The sequence below is a fragment of the Geobacillus thermocatenulatus genome, assembly GCF_002217655.1.
Classification (GTDB): Bacteria; Bacillota; Bacilli; order Bacillales; family Anoxybacillaceae; genus Geobacillus; species Geobacillus thermocatenulatus.
Genome location: NZ_NEWK01000001.1, coordinates 465,988 through 482,815, shown reverse-complemented (window position 1 = coordinate 482,815; position 16,828 = coordinate 465,988). Strand labels below are relative to the sequence as shown.

Annotated in this window: 18 protein-coding genes and 1 pseudogene; 2 read left to right on the top strand and 17 right to left on the bottom strand. The window is 52.1% G+C overall.

Going from position 1 to position 16,828, the window contains the following annotated elements; translation table 11 throughout:
• Nucleotides 1–86 precede the first annotated feature (86 nt).
• The 11 genes from B9L19_RS02460 to hpf form a co-directional block, all read right to left on the bottom strand.
• On the bottom strand, nucleotides 87–1,385 hold the full coding sequence (locus tag B9L19_RS02460; protein ID WP_025949842.1) for a murein hydrolase activator EnvC family protein: 1,299 nt from the start codon (nucleotides 1,383–1,385) through the stop codon (nucleotides 87–89).
• Between the two features lie 24 nt (nucleotides 1,386–1,409).
• Nucleotides 1,410–2,303, bottom strand: a complete 894-nt coding sequence (gene ftsX, locus B9L19_RS02455) for a permease-like cell division protein FtsX (RefSeq protein WP_025949841.1) — start codon at nucleotides 2,301–2,303, stop codon at nucleotides 1,410–1,412.
• Nucleotides 2,284–2,979 (bottom strand): cell division ATP-binding protein FtsE, encoded by a 696-nt coding sequence (gene ftsE, locus B9L19_RS02450; RefSeq protein ID WP_025949840.1) that lies wholly within the window; start codon nucleotides 2,977–2,979, stop codon nucleotides 2,284–2,286. Before ftsE ends, ftsX begins: the two co-directional genes overlap by 20 nt.
• A 218-nt stretch (nucleotides 2,980–3,197) precedes the next feature.
• Nucleotides 3,198–3,533, bottom strand: coding sequence for a cytochrome c551 (gene cccB / locus B9L19_RS02445; RefSeq protein WP_025949839.1), 336 nt, complete (start codon nucleotides 3,531–3,533; stop codon nucleotides 3,198–3,200).
• A 62-nt stretch (nucleotides 3,534–3,595) separates the two neighbouring features.
• Nucleotides 3,596–4,459 carry a YitT family protein gene (locus tag B9L19_RS02440; RefSeq protein ID WP_025949838.1) on the bottom strand — a complete coding sequence of 288 codons (864 nt, stop codon included), beginning with the start codon at nucleotides 4,457–4,459 and terminating at the stop codon, nucleotides 3,596–3,598.
• Between the two features lie 136 nt (nucleotides 4,460–4,595).
• Nucleotides 4,596–4,856: a type II toxin-antitoxin system RelE family toxin gene (locus B9L19_RS02435; protein WP_025949837.1), complete on the bottom strand. Its 261-nt coding sequence runs from the start codon at nucleotides 4,854–4,856 to the stop codon at nucleotides 4,596–4,598.
• Nucleotides 4,825–5,085 (bottom strand): hypothetical protein, encoded by a 261-nt coding sequence (locus B9L19_RS02430; protein ID WP_081804132.1) that lies wholly within the window; start codon nucleotides 5,083–5,085, stop codon nucleotides 4,825–4,827. The genes B9L19_RS02435 and B9L19_RS02430 overlap by 32 nt, the downstream gene beginning before the upstream one ends.
• A 111-nt stretch (nucleotides 5,086–5,196) precedes the next feature.
• A protein-coding gene (prfB, locus tag B9L19_RS02425; protein ID WP_128733406.1) for a peptide chain release factor 2 occupies nucleotides 5,197–6,301 on the bottom strand; the annotation gives its coding sequence in 2 pieces (ribosomal slippage) (nucleotides 5,197–6,225 and nucleotides 6,227–6,301; 1,104 coding nt in all).
• Between the two features lie 93 nt (nucleotides 6,302–6,394).
• The gene (gene secA / locus B9L19_RS02420) at nucleotides 6,395–8,908 is read right to left on the bottom strand and encodes a preprotein translocase subunit SecA (RefSeq protein WP_089113829.1); all 2,514 of its coding nucleotides are present in this window, start codon (nucleotides 8,906–8,908) and stop codon (nucleotides 6,395–6,397) included.
• A gap of 209 nt (nucleotides 8,909–9,117) precedes the next feature.
• Nucleotides 9,118–9,591 (bottom strand): coiled-coil domain-containing protein, encoded by a 474-nt coding sequence (locus B9L19_RS02415; protein ID WP_033024193.1) that lies wholly within the window; start codon nucleotides 9,589–9,591, stop codon nucleotides 9,118–9,120.
• Between the two features lie 85 nt (nucleotides 9,592–9,676).
• Entirely contained in the window at nucleotides 9,677–10,225 is a 549-nt protein-coding gene (gene hpf / locus B9L19_RS02410) for a ribosome hibernation-promoting factor, HPF/YfiA family (protein ID WP_025949832.1), read from the bottom strand.
• Between the two features lie 175 nt (nucleotides 10,226–10,400).
• Here hpf and B9L19_RS02405 point away from each other — a divergent pair, with 175 nt between their 5' ends.
• Entirely contained in the window at nucleotides 10,401–11,480 is a 1,080-nt protein-coding gene (locus B9L19_RS02405) for an HD-GYP domain-containing protein (RefSeq protein WP_025949831.1), read from the top strand.
• Nucleotides 11,481–11,513: 33 nt separating this feature from the next.
• Here B9L19_RS02405 and fliT read toward each other — a convergent pair whose 3' ends face one another.
• From fliT to flaG, 4 genes are all read right to left on the bottom strand, one after another.
• Nucleotides 11,514–11,867 carry a flagellar protein FliT gene (fliT, locus tag B9L19_RS02400; RefSeq protein WP_025949830.1) on the bottom strand — a complete coding sequence of 118 codons (354 nt, stop codon included), beginning with the start codon at nucleotides 11,865–11,867 and terminating at the stop codon, nucleotides 11,514–11,516.
• On the bottom strand, nucleotides 11,867–12,268 hold the full coding sequence (gene fliS / locus B9L19_RS02395) for a flagellar export chaperone FliS (RefSeq protein WP_025949829.1): 402 nt from the start codon (nucleotides 12,266–12,268) through the stop codon (nucleotides 11,867–11,869). Before fliS ends, fliT begins: the two co-directional genes overlap by 1 nt.
• A gap of 125 nt (nucleotides 12,269–12,393) precedes the next feature.
• Nucleotides 12,394–13,896: a flagellar hook-associated protein 2 gene (locus tag B9L19_RS02390; RefSeq protein WP_025949828.1), complete on the bottom strand. Its 1,503-nt coding sequence runs from the start codon at nucleotides 13,894–13,896 to the stop codon at nucleotides 12,394–12,396.
• Nucleotides 13,897–13,911: 15 nt separating this feature from the next.
• On the bottom strand, nucleotides 13,912–14,268 hold the full coding sequence (gene flaG / locus B9L19_RS02385) for a flagellar protein FlaG (RefSeq protein WP_025949827.1): 357 nt from the start codon (nucleotides 14,266–14,268) through the stop codon (nucleotides 13,912–13,914).
• 222 nt (nucleotides 14,269–14,490) lie between these two features.
• On the opposite strand from flaG, the pseudogene B9L19_RS19745 reads away from it, so the two are divergent.
• Nucleotides 14,491–14,658: pseudogene (locus B9L19_RS19745) on the top strand (DUF4277 domain-containing protein); the annotation flags it as partial.
• Between the two features lie 98 nt (nucleotides 14,659–14,756).
• Here the strand turns inward: B9L19_RS19745 and darG are convergent.
• Together darG and darT are read right to left on the bottom strand one after the other, a co-directional pair.
• Nucleotides 14,757–15,803, bottom strand: coding sequence for a type II toxin-antitoxin system antitoxin DNA ADP-ribosyl glycohydrolase DarG (gene darG, locus B9L19_RS02380; RefSeq protein WP_025949826.1), 1,047 nt, complete (start codon nucleotides 15,801–15,803; stop codon nucleotides 14,757–14,759).
• Between the two features lie 13 nt (nucleotides 15,804–15,816).
• On the bottom strand, nucleotides 15,817–16,377 hold the full coding sequence (darT, locus tag B9L19_RS02375) for a type II toxin-antitoxin system toxin DNA ADP-ribosyl transferase DarT (RefSeq protein WP_241771939.1): 561 nt from the start codon (nucleotides 16,375–16,377) through the stop codon (nucleotides 15,817–15,819).
• Nucleotides 16,378–16,828: the final 451 nt, after the last annotated feature.

Here is a 16,828-nt window from a genome sequence, read left to right as displayed (position 1 = left end):
TTCTTGATGTCAAATCAATCAAAAAAATACGCAACTTGTCCTGCCAAAAGACAGACAAGTTGCGCCATGCCACCTACGGTTCGACATTAGAAAGGAATATAGTCAAGTGGATTGACCGCATTCGTTTTCGCCTCGTTCCAGCCGCCGCGATGCAGTTCAAAATGAAGATGAGGACCGGTCGAATTCCCGGTATTGCCCATGTAGCCAATCATTTGTCCTTTGCGGACGTGCTGCCCTTCGCCAACAAGACGCGCTTCTAAATGAGCATACACGGTCGTATAGGTTTGCCCATTAATCACATGGCTGATGAAAATGACGTTGCCGTAGCTGCTAGAATAGTAGGAGCGGAACACAATGCCGTCCGCTGCCGCGACAACCGGCACAACGGGAGCTCGCTTGCCGATGTCGACCCCTGGATGGAAGTCCGTGCCGCCAAACCGGTAGCCAAAGCCCGAGGTGATCGGTCCGTTGGCCGGCCGGGTGAACGCCCCGCTCGATACAGGCGGCATGCTGCCGCCGGATGGCATTTCTCCTGACGATGCGTCACCATTGTCAAACGAGGTGTATGTATGCGCCCGCTGTTTCGCTTCTTCTTCCGCCCGTTTTTGCCGTTCGAGTTCGGCAAGCTGCTCTTTCACCGCTGCTTCTTGCTTGGCGATCAGTTCTTTTTCTTCTTCAAGCGCCATCTTATGATCATGTTCTTCTTCCTCTTTTTGTTTCAAATCGGCCATCAGGCGATTTTTTTGTTCCAGCTGGCCGGCCAGTTCAGCCTGCAGCTGCTTCAATTCTTGCAAATCCTCTTGCAGCTTGTTCCGCTTCTCCGTCAATTCAGCTTCCTTTTTCTCTTTTAACGCTTTATCGGCTTCCTGCTCGCGGATGATTTGTTGGTCCGCTTCCATGATCGTCGTCACGGCGCTCATCCGGTCGATGAAATCGCTGAAGCTTTGCGCGCCAAGCAATACTTGCAAGTAGCTGATCGCCCCGCCGCTTTCCTGCAAGGAACGAAGCCGCTCCTTCAAAATGTCATTCCGCTTTTCAATCCGTTCTTGAATTTCGGCAATTTCCTGCTTCAATTGGTCAATGGCGTGCTCCGTTTGGTCAATATCGGCGCTGACGTTGCGGATTTTGCCGCTCGTTTCCTCAATGGCCATGTTCAGCTTTTCAATATCGTTGGCGACTTGTTTTTGCTGCGACTGAAGGGCTTCGATGTTTTTTTGCGCCTCACTGATTTTTTCCTGCACCTCTGACCGTTTCGAACGAAGCGCGTCGATCTCGCCTCGCTTTTGTTCGATATCACGAGTGCTGACGGCGTCCGCCGCCGGCGGCAGAACGCCAAGGCCGAGCGCCGCGGCGACCGCGAGCGCCATCATGTTTTTCTTTTTCATCGCTTTCCCCTCTCCCTATGATTCTTATACTTTCAAAAACTTACGCACGGACATGACGCTTCCCCAAATGCCGATGCCCGCGCCGATCGCCAAGAGCAGTGCGCTCAACTGCCACATAAACGGCGAAAACGGAAGAAGTTCAAAAAACGGCAAGGAAACGCGCTGTTCATACACTTGATACACGTTGTAGTACACGATCGAAAGCGCCGCGATCGGGAAGAGAGCGCCAAGCATTCCAAGCCATAACCCTTCCAAAAAGAACGGCCAGCGGATAAACCCGTTCGTCGCGCCCACGAGCCGCATAATCTCGATTTCGCGGCGGCGGGCGAAAATCGTAATTTTGATTGTGTTGGAAATGAGAAACATCGCCGTAAACAACAATCCGAGAATGAGCACAAGCCCGACGTTGCGCGCCACTTTCAGTGCGTCAAACAGCTTCTCGACCGTCCCTTGGCCATAGTTGACTTTATGGACGAACGGCAATGTTTCGATTTGCTTGGCGATTTTCACCGTATCTTGCGGATGGGCCGCTTTCACGACGTATACATCGCTTAGTGGGTTGTCCTGTTCAAATAAGCGGAACGACGAGCCTTCATCCCCCATGCTTTTGATCAGCCGCTTCAGCTCTTCGTCCTTCGATGAGTAGCGCACTTCCTTCACGTTTGGAATGGCTTCAATTTGCCGGCGCAAGGCGTCTTTTTGCCGGCTGTCAGCCGTGAGTTCGATATGGACGCGAATTTCGACATCGTTTTCGACTTTTTTGGCAAAATGGTTGATGTTGAACATGACGACAAAAAAGACGCCGACAAGCAACAGCGTCACCGTGACGGCGCTCGCGGACGCAAATGTCATCCAACCGTTGCGGCCAAGGCTTTTGATGCTTTCCCGGACGTGGCGCTTAAACGTATGAAGCGTCATAGCCGTATTCCCCCTTCGCCTCGTCGCGGACGATTTTCCCGTTTTCGATGGCGATGACACGCCGCCGGGTCGCATTGACGATCTCTTTGTTATGGGTCGCCATCACAATCGTCGTTCCCCGATCGTTGATTTTTTCAAACAGCTCCACAATGCCCCACGAGGTTTCCGGATCCAAGTTCCCTGTTGGTTCGTCGGCAATCACGATCTTCGGGGAGTTGACGATTGAGCGGGCGATGGAGACGCGTTGCTGTTCGCCCCCAGACAGTTCGTTCGGATAAGAGCGGATTTTATGCTTGAGGCCGACTAGATCGAGCACTTCCATGACTTTTTTGCGGATCGCTTTCGGTGATTCTTCAATGACTTCCAAGGCAAAGGCGACGTTTTCGTAAACGTTGAGCTTCGGAAGCAGCTTGAAATCTTGGAACACAACACCAATATGGCGGCGCAAAAGAGGAACTTTGCTGTCTTTGAGCTTGGCCAAGTTGACACCGTTGACCATAATGGTCCCGCTCGTCGGCTTTTCCTCGCGGTACATCATTTTAATAAACGTCGACTTCCCAGCTCCGCTGGGCCCAACGACATAGACGAATTCTCCTTGCTTGATGCGGACGTTGATGCCGTTTAGCGCCACAACGCCGTTTGGGTAGGTTTTGTATACATCTTGCATTTCAATCATCATCATCACCTATTTTCGACTTGCTGGCTGCCATTTCTCGAGCTGTTTCGAATGAATCTTGCAAAATTCCGCAAGGATTATTATAACACGATTTTCTATTGTCGAATTTTACATTTATATTTCAAATGGCCAACAAAAGCGAGAGTAGGAAAAACGGCCCAAAAAACACACCGCCTGGTTTTCGGTTCAACCAGACGGTGCACATGCCGTGATCCTTTTCATTTTTTCGAAGCGAGCCATTCCGCCACTTTGTCGGCGTCTTCCCCTTTGATGATTCCGGCCGGCATCGCGCCGCGGCCGTTGGCAATGATCTCTTTGATCTGATCTTTGGAGTACTTGCTTCCAACCTTTTGCAAGTTCGGGCCGACCCCGCCCGACAAGTCTTGTCCATGACAGGACGCACAGTTTTGTTTAAAAATTTGCTCGGCAGCCGCTGCTGTATCCCCTCCACCGTTGCCGCCGCCGTTTTTCTCCCCAGCGTTGTCCCCGCCACCGCCGCACGCGGCAAGGGCGAGCGAAACGCCAAGGAACATCGCAGCCAACTTCCACTTCATGGCGAACTCCCCCCAGAAAACAAAAATTTCATTCTCCTTTATTATAACCGATTTCTTCCGTTTTACGTACGTTGAAATCCTTCGCCGAGCACCTCAGCGGCGTTCGCCACGACGACAAACGCTGTCGGATCAATGGTTCGGACCAATTGTTTCAATTTCGTGAACTCCGATTGAGCGACGACGCACATCAGCACCGGCCGTTCGTGTTCGGTGTAGCCGCCGTACGCCGGCAGCCGCGTCACCCCGCGGTCGATTTCGTGCAAAATGGCGCGGCGCACTTTTTCTTCTTCCTTTGTAATAATCAGAGCGATTTTCGAATACCCAAGCCCGACTTGAACGAGGTCAATTGTTTTGCTCGTGACATACAAGGCGATCAACGCATAGAGCGCGCGTTCAATGTCAAACACAAATGCCGCGGTCAAGACGATCAAGCCGTCAATCAAAATCACGCACATGCCAAGCGACAGCCCGGTATATTTATGGATGATTTGCGCGGCCAAATCGGTGCCTCCGGTCGAGGCGCGGCCGCGGAAGACAACGCCGAGGCCAAGCCCGACGCCGATGCCGCCAAAGATCGCGCCAAGAAGCGGATTCGTCGTCGCCGGCTCCATCCCCTTCGTCACATAGACGACAAGCGGCAAGAACACCGTCCCGACAAACGTCTTGACGCCAAACTGCCGGCCCAACAGCACAACGCCAGCGATAAAAAGCGGAATGTTGAGCGCCCATTGGACGTAGGCCGGCTCAATGCCCAACAACGCGTGCATAATCGTGCTGATGCCGCTCACTCCGCCTGAGGCGATCCGGTTTGGCAGCAAAAACACGTTAAACGCCACCGCGACGATCGCTGCGCCGATCAGAACATACGCATACTCCAAAGCCGCCTCCACCGCCGGAGGCATGGTCCTCTCTCTTCGCTTCCGCATGCTTCCCCACCTTCCTCTGTGAGTATAGCATGCCCGTTTTGGCAAGTAAATGACAGTCGATTAACGCGATAATGGTCTGCTATGCTAAAGGGAAAAAGGACGATCCGATGATCGCCCTAGCCAAAAAATACAAGCCTCAATACACATCCCCGCGGTTGCCGATCGCCTCAATATAGATGATTCGTTCATCATGATCGATGCGAAACAAAACACGATATGTTCGGACCCGCAGCCGATATAATCCATCCTGCCCCTTCAACTTTTTTATATCCCCCTGCGGCGGGATCGCAAGCAGACCTTGCAATCCAGAGGCCAACCGTTCTTGAACCTCTTTTTCTTGCCTAGCGATGAATTTGACTGCGGCCCTACGGTAAATCAACCTGTAGCCCGAATTCACGTTTGGCTTCTCCTCCGGTGATATACCCTTCATCGCTTTGCAGCTGCTGGCGCTCTTCTTTCGTCAACGCTTCTTCTTCATCTGTTTCGTCAATCCGCTCCCATACCATTCGTTCCTTTCTGGACCGATCAAGCAAGTACATCAAAAAATCGTACGCGGTTTGATGATCCGTTTCATCCAACCGGTCAATCAGTTCGTAAAGCAATTGTTTACGCACAGCCAAAGCCATCGCCCTCCTTTTTCCTTAATCATTACCTTTACCGTATCACGAAAGCATGGATGCGTCAAAAGGTCAAAACACGATTTTAAAGCGAAAAAAGGACGATCCGATGATCGCCCTTTACTTCAACTTCGCACGCAAATACGCGTCGATGAACACATCAATTTCCCCATCCATCACCGCTTGCACATTGCCGACCTCCACATTCGTCCGATGGTCTTTGACAAGCGAATACGGATGGAAGACGTACGAACGAATTTGGTTGCCCCAGCCGATTTCTTTTTGCTCGCCGCGCAGCTCAGCGAGCTCGGCTTGCTGCTCCTCGAGTTTCTTTTGGTACAATTTCGCCTTCAACATGTTCATCGCTTTTTCGCGGTTTTTAATTTGCGACCGCTCCGACTGGCACGTGACGACGATCCCGGTCGGCAAGTGGGTGATGCGCACGGCCGAGTCGGTCGTGTTGACGTGCTGCCCGCCCGCGCCGCTTGAGCGGTATGTGTCGATTTTCAGCTCTTCCGGCCGGATCTCAATTTCAATGTTATCATCCATCTCCGGCACAACCTCGCACGACACGAACGATGTATGGCGGCGGCCCGAGGCGTCAAACGGCGAGATGCGAACCAGCCGATGCACCCCTTTTTCCGCCTTTAAGTAGCCGTAGGCGTTGTGCCCTTTAATGAGCAGCGTGACGCTTTTAATCCCCGCTTCCTCGCCCGGGAGGTAATCGAGCGTCTCGACTTTAAACCCTTTTTTCTCCGCCCAGCGCGTGTACATGCGCAACAGCATCGACGCCCAGTCTTGCGACTCCGTGCCGCCCGCGCCCGGGTGGAGCTCCAAAATAGCGTTGTTTTGATCGTACGGCTCATTGAGCAGCAGCTGCAGCTCAAACTCGCTGAAGTCTTTCATCAGCTTTTTCGCTTCCTCGACGAGTTCAGCTTGCAGCTCGTCATCCGGCTCTTCCTTGAGCAATTCGTACGTCACTTCCAAGTTGTCAAACCGTTCTTCAAGCGAGGAAAATTCCTCGACGAGATCTTTGAGCGCATTCGCTTCGGAAATGACCGCCTGCGCCGCCTTTTGATCATCCCAAAAGTTGGGCGCCGCCATTTGCTCTTCTAATTCGCGAATGCGCGCCTGCTTCGCTTCGAGGTCAAAGAGACCCCCTGATTTCCGCTAATCGCTTAGCCATTTTCTCAAGCTCTTGCTTGATTTCCACCAAATCGATCATGTTGTCCTCACCTCATCATGAATATAGTATGCGAATGATGGAGATGTGCCATTCAAAAGGGAGGCCGAGCCTCCCTTTATTATTTATAAACGGTTATACCACTCTTCCGCAACAATGTTTATATTTTTTCCCGCTGCCGCACGGGCACGGGTCGTTGCGGCCGACGCGCACCGCCTTGCGGACCGGTTTTCGCTTCGGCTCTTCGCCGTCTTCTTTCGGATGCACGGCTTCGCCTTTCGCCACTTCTTGGCGTTCGAGGTTTTGATGGATTTCCGCTTTCATGATATACGTCGCGACTTCCTCTTCGATCGCGGCAATCATGTTTTCAAACATCGCATAGCCTTCCATTTGGTATTCGCGCAGCGGGTCAACTTGCCCGTACGCACGCAAATGGATGCCTTGGCGGAGCTGCTCCATCGCGTCGATATGGTTCATCCATTTCATATCGACAGCGCGCAAGACGACGACGCGTTCAAATTCGCGCATTTGCTCTGGCGGGATTTGCGCTTCTTTCTCATCATAGCGCACTTTTACTTTTTCCCAAATCAGCTCGATCATCTCTTCGGGCTCTTTGCCGCGCAAGTCCGCTTCCGTCACATCCCCTTCCGGAAGCAGATGGGCATTGAGATACTCAACGAGCCCTTTCAAATTCCATTCTTCCGGCACCTCTTCTTTCGGCGTATGAGCGTTGACGACGCGCTCGATCACCGATTGGATCATCTTTTCGATAATGCCGCGCAAGTTGTCGGAATCGAGCACCTCATAGCGCTGGCGGTAAATGATTTCCCGCTGCTCGCGCAGGACGTCGTCATATTGAAGCAGCTGTTTGCGGGCGTCGAAGTTGTTGCCTTCGACCCGTTTTTGCGCCGACTCGACGGCCCGTGTCATCATTTTGCTTTGGATCGGCTGCGAATCGTCCATTCCCAAGCGGTCCATCATCGCCATGAGGCTTTCAGAGCCGAAGCGGCGCATCAATTCATCCTCAAGCGACAAGTAAAACTGCGACACCCCAGGGTCGCCTTGGCGTCCCGAGCGGCCGCGCAGCTGGTTGTCGATCCGCCGGCTCTCATGCCGCTCCGTGCCGATGACCGCGAGCCCGCCAAGCTCCTTGACCCCTTCGCCAAGCTTAATGTCCGTCCCGCGCCCAGCCATGTTCGTCGCGATCGTCACCGCGCCTTTTTGCCCGGCTTGAGCGATGATTTCCGCCTCTTTCGCATGGTTTTTCGCGTTTAAAACGTTATGCGGAATGCCGCGTTTTTTCAGCATCTCCGACAACATCTCGGACGTTTCGATCGCCACCGTGCCGACCAACACCGGCTGCCCTTTCGCATGGCGGGCGGCGATGTCCTCGACCACGGCGCGGAATTTCCCTTCCATCGTCCGGTAGATCAAATCCGGACGGTCTTCGCGGATGACCGGGCGGTTCGTCGGAATGACGACGACGCGCATGTTGTAAATGTTCCGGAACTCTTCCTCTTCCGTCTTCGCTGTCCCCGTCATCCCCGCCAATTTTTCATACATGCGGAAATAGTTTTGGAACGTAATCGTGGCTAAGGTCATCGACTCGTTTTGAATCTCGAGCCCCTCTTTCGCCTCAATGGCTTGATGAAGCCCATCGCTGTAACGGCGTCCGTGCATCAAACGCCCGGTGAACGGGTCGACGATGATCACTTTTCCGTCTTGCACGACATAGTCGACATCGCGTTGCATCGTCACGTGCGCCCTTAGCGCCAGCTGAATATGGTGATTGAGCGTGACGTGTTTCAAATCGAACAAGTTGTCGATGCCAAACGCGCGCTCCGCTTTGTTGATTCCTTCTTCCGTCAGCTGGACGCTTTTCGTCTTTTCATCGTATGTGTAATCGACATCTTTGCGCAGCGTGCGGACAAACGCATTCGCCTGCACATACAGCTTGGTCGACTTCTGCGCCGTCCCTGAAATGATGAGCGGCGTACGCGCTTCATCGATCAAAATCGAGTCGACCTCGTCGATGATCGCATAATAGAGCGGCCGCTGCACAATGTGCTCTTTATAGAGCACCATGTTGTCGCGCAAATAGTCAAAGCCGAACTCGTTGTTCGTCCCGTACGTAATGTCGGCGTTGTACGCCGCCTGCTTCTCCTCGCGCGACATGCCGCTTAAGTTCAAGCCGACGGTCATGCCCAAAAACTCGTACAGCTTGCCCATCTCCGTCGCATCGCGCGTCGCCAAGTATTCGTTGACCGTCACGACATGCACGCCGCGCCCCGTCAAGGCGTTCAAATAGACGGGCATCGTCGCCGTCAACGTTTTCCCTTCCCCCGTTTTCATCTCGGCGATGTCGCCTTCATGCAAGACGACGCCGCCCATAATTTGCACTTTATATGGATACAAGCCAAGAACGCGCTTCGCTCCTTCACGCACGACGGCAAACGCCTCAACAAGCAAATCATCGAGCGATTCGCCTTGTCGGTAGCGGGCTTTGAATTCCTCGGTTTTTTGCCGCAGCTCGTCATCCGACAACCGCGCCATCTCCGGACCGAGCGCGTCGACTTGATCGGCAATTTTCTCAAGCCTTGCCAACTGACGCTTGTTCGGGTCAAATACTTTTTTTAAGACTCCAAGCATAGGAAACGCTCCTTATTTTTCATGGACTCACTTCTTCATCATATCATTTACAGGGATCAGTGACAACTGTTGCACAGGCTTAGAGGGCTGGTGAAAAACGACCAATTTCGCCGAAATCATTGCTTTCGACTGAAAGAGAAGCGGTCATTTTACAGGACTTTTCACTAGATCACCAGCCTTTTCGAGAGGGGCATGTCCAAAAGAGGGAATCACGCCTTGGACTGAAGTTGCTCAATCGCCGCTTCCGCATGGTGAAGCCGCCGATTCAGCGCATAAATTTCGAAACTTTTTTCCTCCACTTTTTCGTGAATCTTGCGAAGCAAGATTTGCACATCATCCACAAGCTGCGTTTCGACCCGATCAAGCGTCTCTTTCACTTCCTCCAATTCAGTTTCCACACCATTCAACCGCGTTTCCACGCCGTCCAACCGGGCCTCTACGCCATTCAACCGCGTCTCCACGCCGTCCAACCGGGCCTCTACGCCATTCAACCGCGTTTCCATACGGTCTAACCGCTCTTTCACTACGCCCATTTCCCGTTCGAGGCCGACGAGGCGTCCGTTCATCTCCGTCAAGCGGCCATCCATCTGCTCAAACCGTTGGCGAGTTTCTTCTTGGAACACCAAAAACCCTTTTTCCATGTTGTCCAACTTGGACAAAATTTGACGCAACAATTCCTCCATTGCTCTCCCCCATTTTGATTTTTCACATGCATATTATAACATCCCCTGCCCAAAAAAGCAGGGGATGTGCACAAGAGGCAACCGTTTAATTCGCCTCGATCAATCCGTATTTTCCGTCCTTGCGGCGGTAGACGATGTTCGTCCGGTTTGTTTCCGCATTGGTGAAAATGAAGAAGTTGTGCCCCAACAAATTCATCTGCAAAATCGCCTCTTCGCTGTCCATCGGCTTCAAGCTGAAGTGTTTCGTGCGCACGATTTCAAACTCGTCTTCGCTCTCTGCCGCAGAAGCGCCGCTTGGCACAGGGGCAGCCATCTTCGCTTCTTTTTCGCGGTCGCGCAGCTTCCGATTGACTTTCGTTTTATGTTTGCGGATTTGCCGCTCGAGTTTATCGGCTACTAAATCGATCGCCGCATACATGTCTTCATGGCGCTCTTCCGCCCGAAGCAACAAATGTGGCATCGGAATGGTCACTTCGATTTTCCCTTGTCCATCGTTGTAGACTTTTAAATTGACATGGACATTCACGTCATCGGTGCGGTCAAAATAGCGCTCCAATTTGCCGATTTTTTTCTCCACGTACTCGCGCAACGCAGGTGTGACGTCGATGTTTTCCCCGCGAATGTGATACATCATGGCTGACCACTCCTTATTTTCAAACTATAGATCCCTACATTCTTTCATTACCCATCAAACCCCTGCTTCAATCAAAAATATTTTCGAAGATTTTGTGAAAATCATAGGAAAATATGGTAAAATAGGCATGGGTGTTTTTTCTTAATCGGTGTGGAAAGTACGGAGTGTGTGAACGATGCGAAAGATCCATATTTCCCATGCAAAAAGCGGCGACGTGCTCGCCGTCGACTTGTTCGCCGCCAACGGCAGCGTGCTGCTCTCGCGCGGCGTCCGGCTGACCAGCGGCTACATCCGCTCGTTGGCGCAAAAAGGGGTTCAATACATTTATATTGACGACAAACAAACCTATGACATCCGCCCGCTGCCATTGATCAGCCCGACCGTGCGCCAGCAGGCGGTGAAAAAAGTGTACGAGACAATAACCGCCTTGATCGAGCAAAAAAAGCTGCTCAGCCGCGTGTCTTCCCTCGATTTGGGAAAAGAGTACGAAAAAGTGTTCAAAGACATCTTGGACTACTTGCTCAAACAAGAAGATTTGCTCATTAACTTGTCGGATTTGGTCATCTCAAACGGCTACTTTTTCCATCATTCCGTCAACGTCGCCACGATCGCCGGCGTCATCGGCATCGCCAAAGGGTACCGCCCCCAGCAGCTGCTCGACCTCGGCGTCGGCGCGCTGCTGTTTGACATCGGCATGACCCAGCTGCCTGAAGGCCTTTGGCGGAAAAAAGGAGCTTTGACGGAAGAGGAAAAGGAAATCGTCCGCCGCCATACATATCTCGGCTTCGAGCTGTTGCGGCGCCAGCGCAACATTTCGCTTTTTTCCGCCCACTGCGCCTTGCAGCACCACGAGCGGTGCGACGGCAGCGGCTACCCGCGCGCCTTATCGGGCGACGACATTCACGAATACGCCCGCATCGTTGCCATCGCCGACGTTTTTGACGCCTTGACATCGGCGCGCTACCATCGAAGACAATACTCGCCGCACGAAGCAGCCGAATACTTATCCGCCGCCGGCGGCATCTTGGACTACGAACTCATTAAGCTCTTCCTTTCCTACATCGCCGTCTACCCGGTCGCCACGACCGTTAAGCTCAACACCGGAGAAGTCGGCGTCGTCTCGCAAGTGTTTCCGGGCTTCCCGCTCCGCCCCATCGTCCGCGTCATCAAAAATCCCGCGGGTGAGGAGCTGAAAAGCCCGTATGAAATCGACTTGCGGAAACAGATGAACATCACGATTGTGAAAGCAGTTTGAAGCGAAAAGGACAGCACGGCGCTGTCCTTTTCTTTATCGCTTTTTATCGTAAAACATCCCGTCAAACGAAAGCGGCTGCTCGTACGGATGAACGTAGCGGGCGTTCGCCTGCCGCTTCGCCCCTGCCACCCGCAAGTCGCCGCGAATCTCATCGCGCACTTGATGAAGCCGCTTCTCAATCTCCTGATTCCAAGCGATGATCTCGCGGCCAAGCCGCTGCTCTTCCTCGCTGTACGGCGGACGCAGCTTCCAAAGGAGCTCCTGGCGCTCCCGAAGCAATCGATCAACCATTTGAAGCCGCTCTTCCCGATCCTCAGACGGCCACGGCAGCGCCGTCGCCTCCAGCAGCTCCTTCGTGGCGCGCCACACATCGTGCACGACGCTCATTACACCTGCCCGCCTTCCGCGTATTGGCGCTGCCGATGGAGCTGAATCACTTGCTTCCACGTATCGCGAAACTCGACGACATACCCTTCCACTTCATCCAAAATCGCCGCATCGCTTTTCACATTCGCCTCGATCAGACGGCGGTAGATGTAGTCATACATCGTCATCATCGACTTCGCAACCTCATACTCCATCTTCAATGTCTTCATCAGTTCCAAAATGATGTTTTGCGCCTTAATCAAGTTCTCATTGCGCGCCGCAATGTCCCCCTTCTCGATCGCCTGGCGCGCGAGCTTGATAAACTTCAAGCACCCGTTATACAGCATCAACGTCAGCTCGCCAGGCGACGCCGTTTGCACCGCGTTCGCTTGGTAGTGTTGATACGGATTGTTTGTCGCCATCTTCCGTCACTCCTTTTCCACGATGTTCGCGCAATGGGCCGCGTCGAACCTCTTTTCTCTGTTGCCATCCGCGGGCGGGGGCATTTCCCCACCGTCACCACGACAGCGCCTGAGCCTTCACCCGCCTACCCCTGCGTCCCGCCGCCGAAGGCGTTCATCAAATACATGCTTTGCTGGTTGGCGCGCTGAATCGCTTCTTCCATCGCGGTGAATTGGCGGTAGTAGCGGTCTTCAATTTGTTTCAAACGGTCTTGGAAGCGGTCAATTTGGTCATTGATTTCGATTAAATCGCGCCCGATCGCAAACTGCTGGTTCGTCCAAATCGTCTTCCCCGCTTTTTGCTCAATCTTCCCGATCGTCGCTTTGATCGTATCGCGCAGGCGGCGGGCGATGCCTTTTTCCGCATCCGTCGCCCCGTCTTGATTGAACAGCTGATAGACGGCATCCGGGTTTTCCTTGATTTTCTCCCGCAGCTTCGTCTCATCAATGATCAGCTTCCCGCCGTCAAGGTAATTCGACGACGTCGTAATCCCAATTTGCGCGAGCTGCGAAAACCCGCTTGGAATGTTCGCCCCTTCAACTTTCGTGTACAAATTCATCCGCATTTGGCTCAAGGCGCTTGACAAAATCGAATCGCCGCGAAGCATTCCGCTGCGCGCCTTTTCTTCCCACAGCTCGATTTGCTTTTCCGTCATCGCTTCTTTTTGCTCATCCGTCAGCGGCGGATAGTCGCGGTAGCGCTCTTCTTTCAGCTCGGCGTTGATTTTGTCGATCGTGTCGTTGTATTTGTCGACAAACCCTTTAATGGCGTTAAACATCGCGTCCGCGTCCGTCGCCACTGACACCGTCGCCGCGCCCGTCCCTTTGAGCGTGTACGTCACGCCATTGATCGTAAACGTATTCGCCGAGCGGGTCGTCGTTAGGCCATTAATCGTCACTTGCGCGTCTTTCCCCGCCGTTTTTCCCGTCAGCTCCTGCCCCGCTGCAGTATTCGTAAACCCTAATTGCGCAAAAAAGTCCACCGTCGCCTGGTCAGCGAGCACTAGACTCGCCTGCGCCCCCGTCTCTTTTTTCATGATTGAAACCCGCCCGGTCTGCTCGTCGTAAAACGCGCTGACGCCAAGATCCGCATTGTTATTGAGCTGAGCGATCACCGCATCCAACGTCGCTCCTTGCTTCACCGTGATCGTCGCCTGCTTCGCAGTCCCATCCCCGTTTGTCACGTTGATCGTCAGCGTCACATCAGCGGCAACGGAAAAATTCGCCTTGTCCACTCTCGTCCCTGCATCGGACAGCCAGACAGCCGATGTGGCCACTTGATTGACTTGCATCGTCGTCGCCACGTTCGCCGCACTCGAGCCCGCCGTCGCTGTGACGACCGATTCATTCGAGCTCGAGACGGTTTTTTTGAGCATGCTGCTTTGGAGCGTGATGTTGGAAAACAAATAGTCGTCAAGCCCCTGAAGCAGCGTGTTCATCGACCGGTAGTCATCGCGTTGCCACTCAAGCAGCTGCTTTTTCTGCTTCAATTTATCCAGCGGCGCCCGCTCCGCTTTCATCAAATCGCTCACGATTTTGTCAATGTCCATTCCGCTCGCGAGGCCGCTGATGCGCATCGTATTCGCCATGTCGACTCACCACCGTTAAATTTTTTTATCGACAATTAAACCGACAAATTCCATCATCGCCGCGTACATATCCAACAGCTTTTTCGGCGGAATTTCGCGGATCACTTCCTGCGTTTTTTCATCCACCACTTGGACGTAATATTCGTGCAACTCTTTATGCAGCTCAAACCGAATTGATGTATGGCTCGGCTGCACGAGCTCATTCAAGCCGTTGACCACTTTCTCCACGGCTTCTTCCGAAAGCGGCTGTGAAGGAGAAGAATCCTCTCCTTCTTGCGGGCGCGCCGCTGAAAGCCCGACGTCCGCCTTCGCCTGTTCGCTTCGCATCGGTTCATATGAAAGGAAAGAAGAAGACACCCGTTCAATCGTCATACGGATCCGCTCCTTTGGTTTGGACGATTTCTATGATTTATATCGGATGAAACGCGGGAAGTGTGAAGGGGAGAAAGGAGAGAAATGCGGCGGGCAACGAAAAAAGAGTCCTTCTTGGAAAAATGGATGTATAAACTCACATTTCGCACCCTCTCGACCAAAATCGGGAGGATTGTCGGATAAAACCTTGAAACACAAGGAACGCAAAGGAGTTTTCCCATCATGGACGTTCGAATTCGGGTGATTGATGAACGTTCCTATTTGACTATCATAAACGCCATCTTCAAGGATCTTGGCCTCCCCCAGCTGATTGAGCGGCTGGTTCGGATCGATCCGCAATGCCAAACCCAAACCAGTGATATCGTCAGCCTGATCCTTCTGGATATTTTGCTCCACGTCTTTATTCGATCATACCACAAAAGAAAGGGGGAACGCGCATTCCTCTCCCACTTACTCCCTTTGATCGTTGAAGTGGGAGCCGTTCACATTCACGAACCTGATTTACTCCACGCGTTCGTCCGGCGCAAATGCCCCCACGCTTTCACGATATGCTCTCTGGAAAACAATCGTCTTTTCCGTTCATTCCAGCGGCCGATGGCATCGACGATCACATCTATATCATCTTTGCCATTCGGATTTTCTTTCACCACCCAATGCACGGTAGCCAGCAGCTCCAAGCCATACGGCGTCTCAAAGCCACGAATGATAACACGAACTCGTTCCAAATGTCCTTGCGCCTGTTCATCACCGTTTAGAAACGCCTCTGCCTCTTTGATCGCGTGAGGCCATACACGAATTTCTGCCCTCCCGCTGCGGTCGCCAATGCCGGTAAGGAAATGGCCGTTCATGCGAAGCAATACATGGTTGACATTGTCGGCATACGGCCCATACATCCCTTTCTCGAACCGCAGCCGCAATGGCTCGCCGACTTCTTGAAGAAAATAAGCAAGCTTCTGCACTTCCAGTAAGGACAGACGATACCCAGGAAGCGAGTAATCGTTCATCAACAGAAGGAGTAACGCCCGAGCTCTCGTCATTTTTGGCCGGTTCGTGCGAATCTTCATTTGTTCCGGACGAGGACTGCCCACCGGCTCATACAAATGCACAGTGACGTCTTCTAGCGGGGCAAACGCCGCCTCAATTTTGGGCCGCACCTCTTCCCAACGAAGGCCGCCATTGCCGCAGCCAAGAGGAGGCAACGCGATGGATCGGATTTGCAACGTTTTCACCACATCGACTAAATCCGCAAGCCCAATCTCAATATCTTCCATACGCGAGCGGCTCTTCCAATGCCGCTTAGTCGGGAAATTAATAATATACTTCGGGTTCAACAACATCCCCGTCTCCACAACATACATCTTTCCAGGCCGTACTTCCCCTCGGCGGCATGCCTTTTCATAATCAGAGAACATCTCTGGATAAGCTTGCTTAAACTGCAACGCAATCCCTTTGCCCATGACACCGACACAGTTCACGGTATTCACCAGCGCCTCGGCTTCATCGTCCAAAAGGTTTCCCTTCTTTAGGATGATCATCGTCTTCACCCTTTCAAAAATACCAATCTGGCCGAATAACAACTGAACCTTCATAACCATACGGCAACACGATTTGCTTGACTTTCGACTCCCATTCGCTGCTTTTTACAGCAACCGCTACAAGGAGATGAATGGGAACAAACCCATATACCAAAAACTCCGCTTGCCTTCTCCTTTTGCGGTCAGGATCGTCTTCCGTGTCATGCCAATACATCGATCGCATAATATGCCAATCAATTTGATTTAAATCATGCAAGTCATTATAAAAATCAGTCATGGCCATAATGGCATGTCCATTGGTAAACACATACTTTAATCCATGTGAATGAATGATATCCGTTCTTGACAAGAGATAAACGACCTCATCTTGCCCACCCGTATACCCTTGGACACGTCCTTTGCTTATAGCATATAACATCGGAGAACGGGGTGCAAAATAAAAGGGGACATAATCATGAAGTGTGCCATACGGAGGCAGTGGAACAGAAGTGACCCATCTCTGGTTTTGTATACTGGTATGAGCTATATTTATATAAGAAATTTTTGCTGTTTTGGCTAAGCGATGTGCCAGCAATCCACCTTGCGCAAAAAATGGAATGAAGATTGCGATAGTGGGTGATATGATACAACCATTTTTTACTGATCATCTTTCTAAGAACACCTGGCCTTTATGACGGATATATTTTTCAGAGCTGTAGTGAGCATTCTTCGTCACAATCATTTCCGTTGGATAAGAGACAAACAGGATATCCCTTAGAAGAGAGACTGGTGAAAAACAATGGGTTCGCTAAGTTGGTGAGCAATCGCAAGAAGTGACGCGCTATGATATTGCAAGGTTTTGCAATTTGAGAAACACAGTTGGAGAACAGCCTTTCCCCTTACATCACCAGCCTTCCAAATCATAAAACCGTATTTTTCCTTTCTCCATTCCCATCGTCATTTCCTGCCGCGGTCACCAATAAAAACTTAGAAGGCTGGTGAAAAACAGCTGTTTGCCCCTGATCGATGAGTAAACGCTTGAAAGG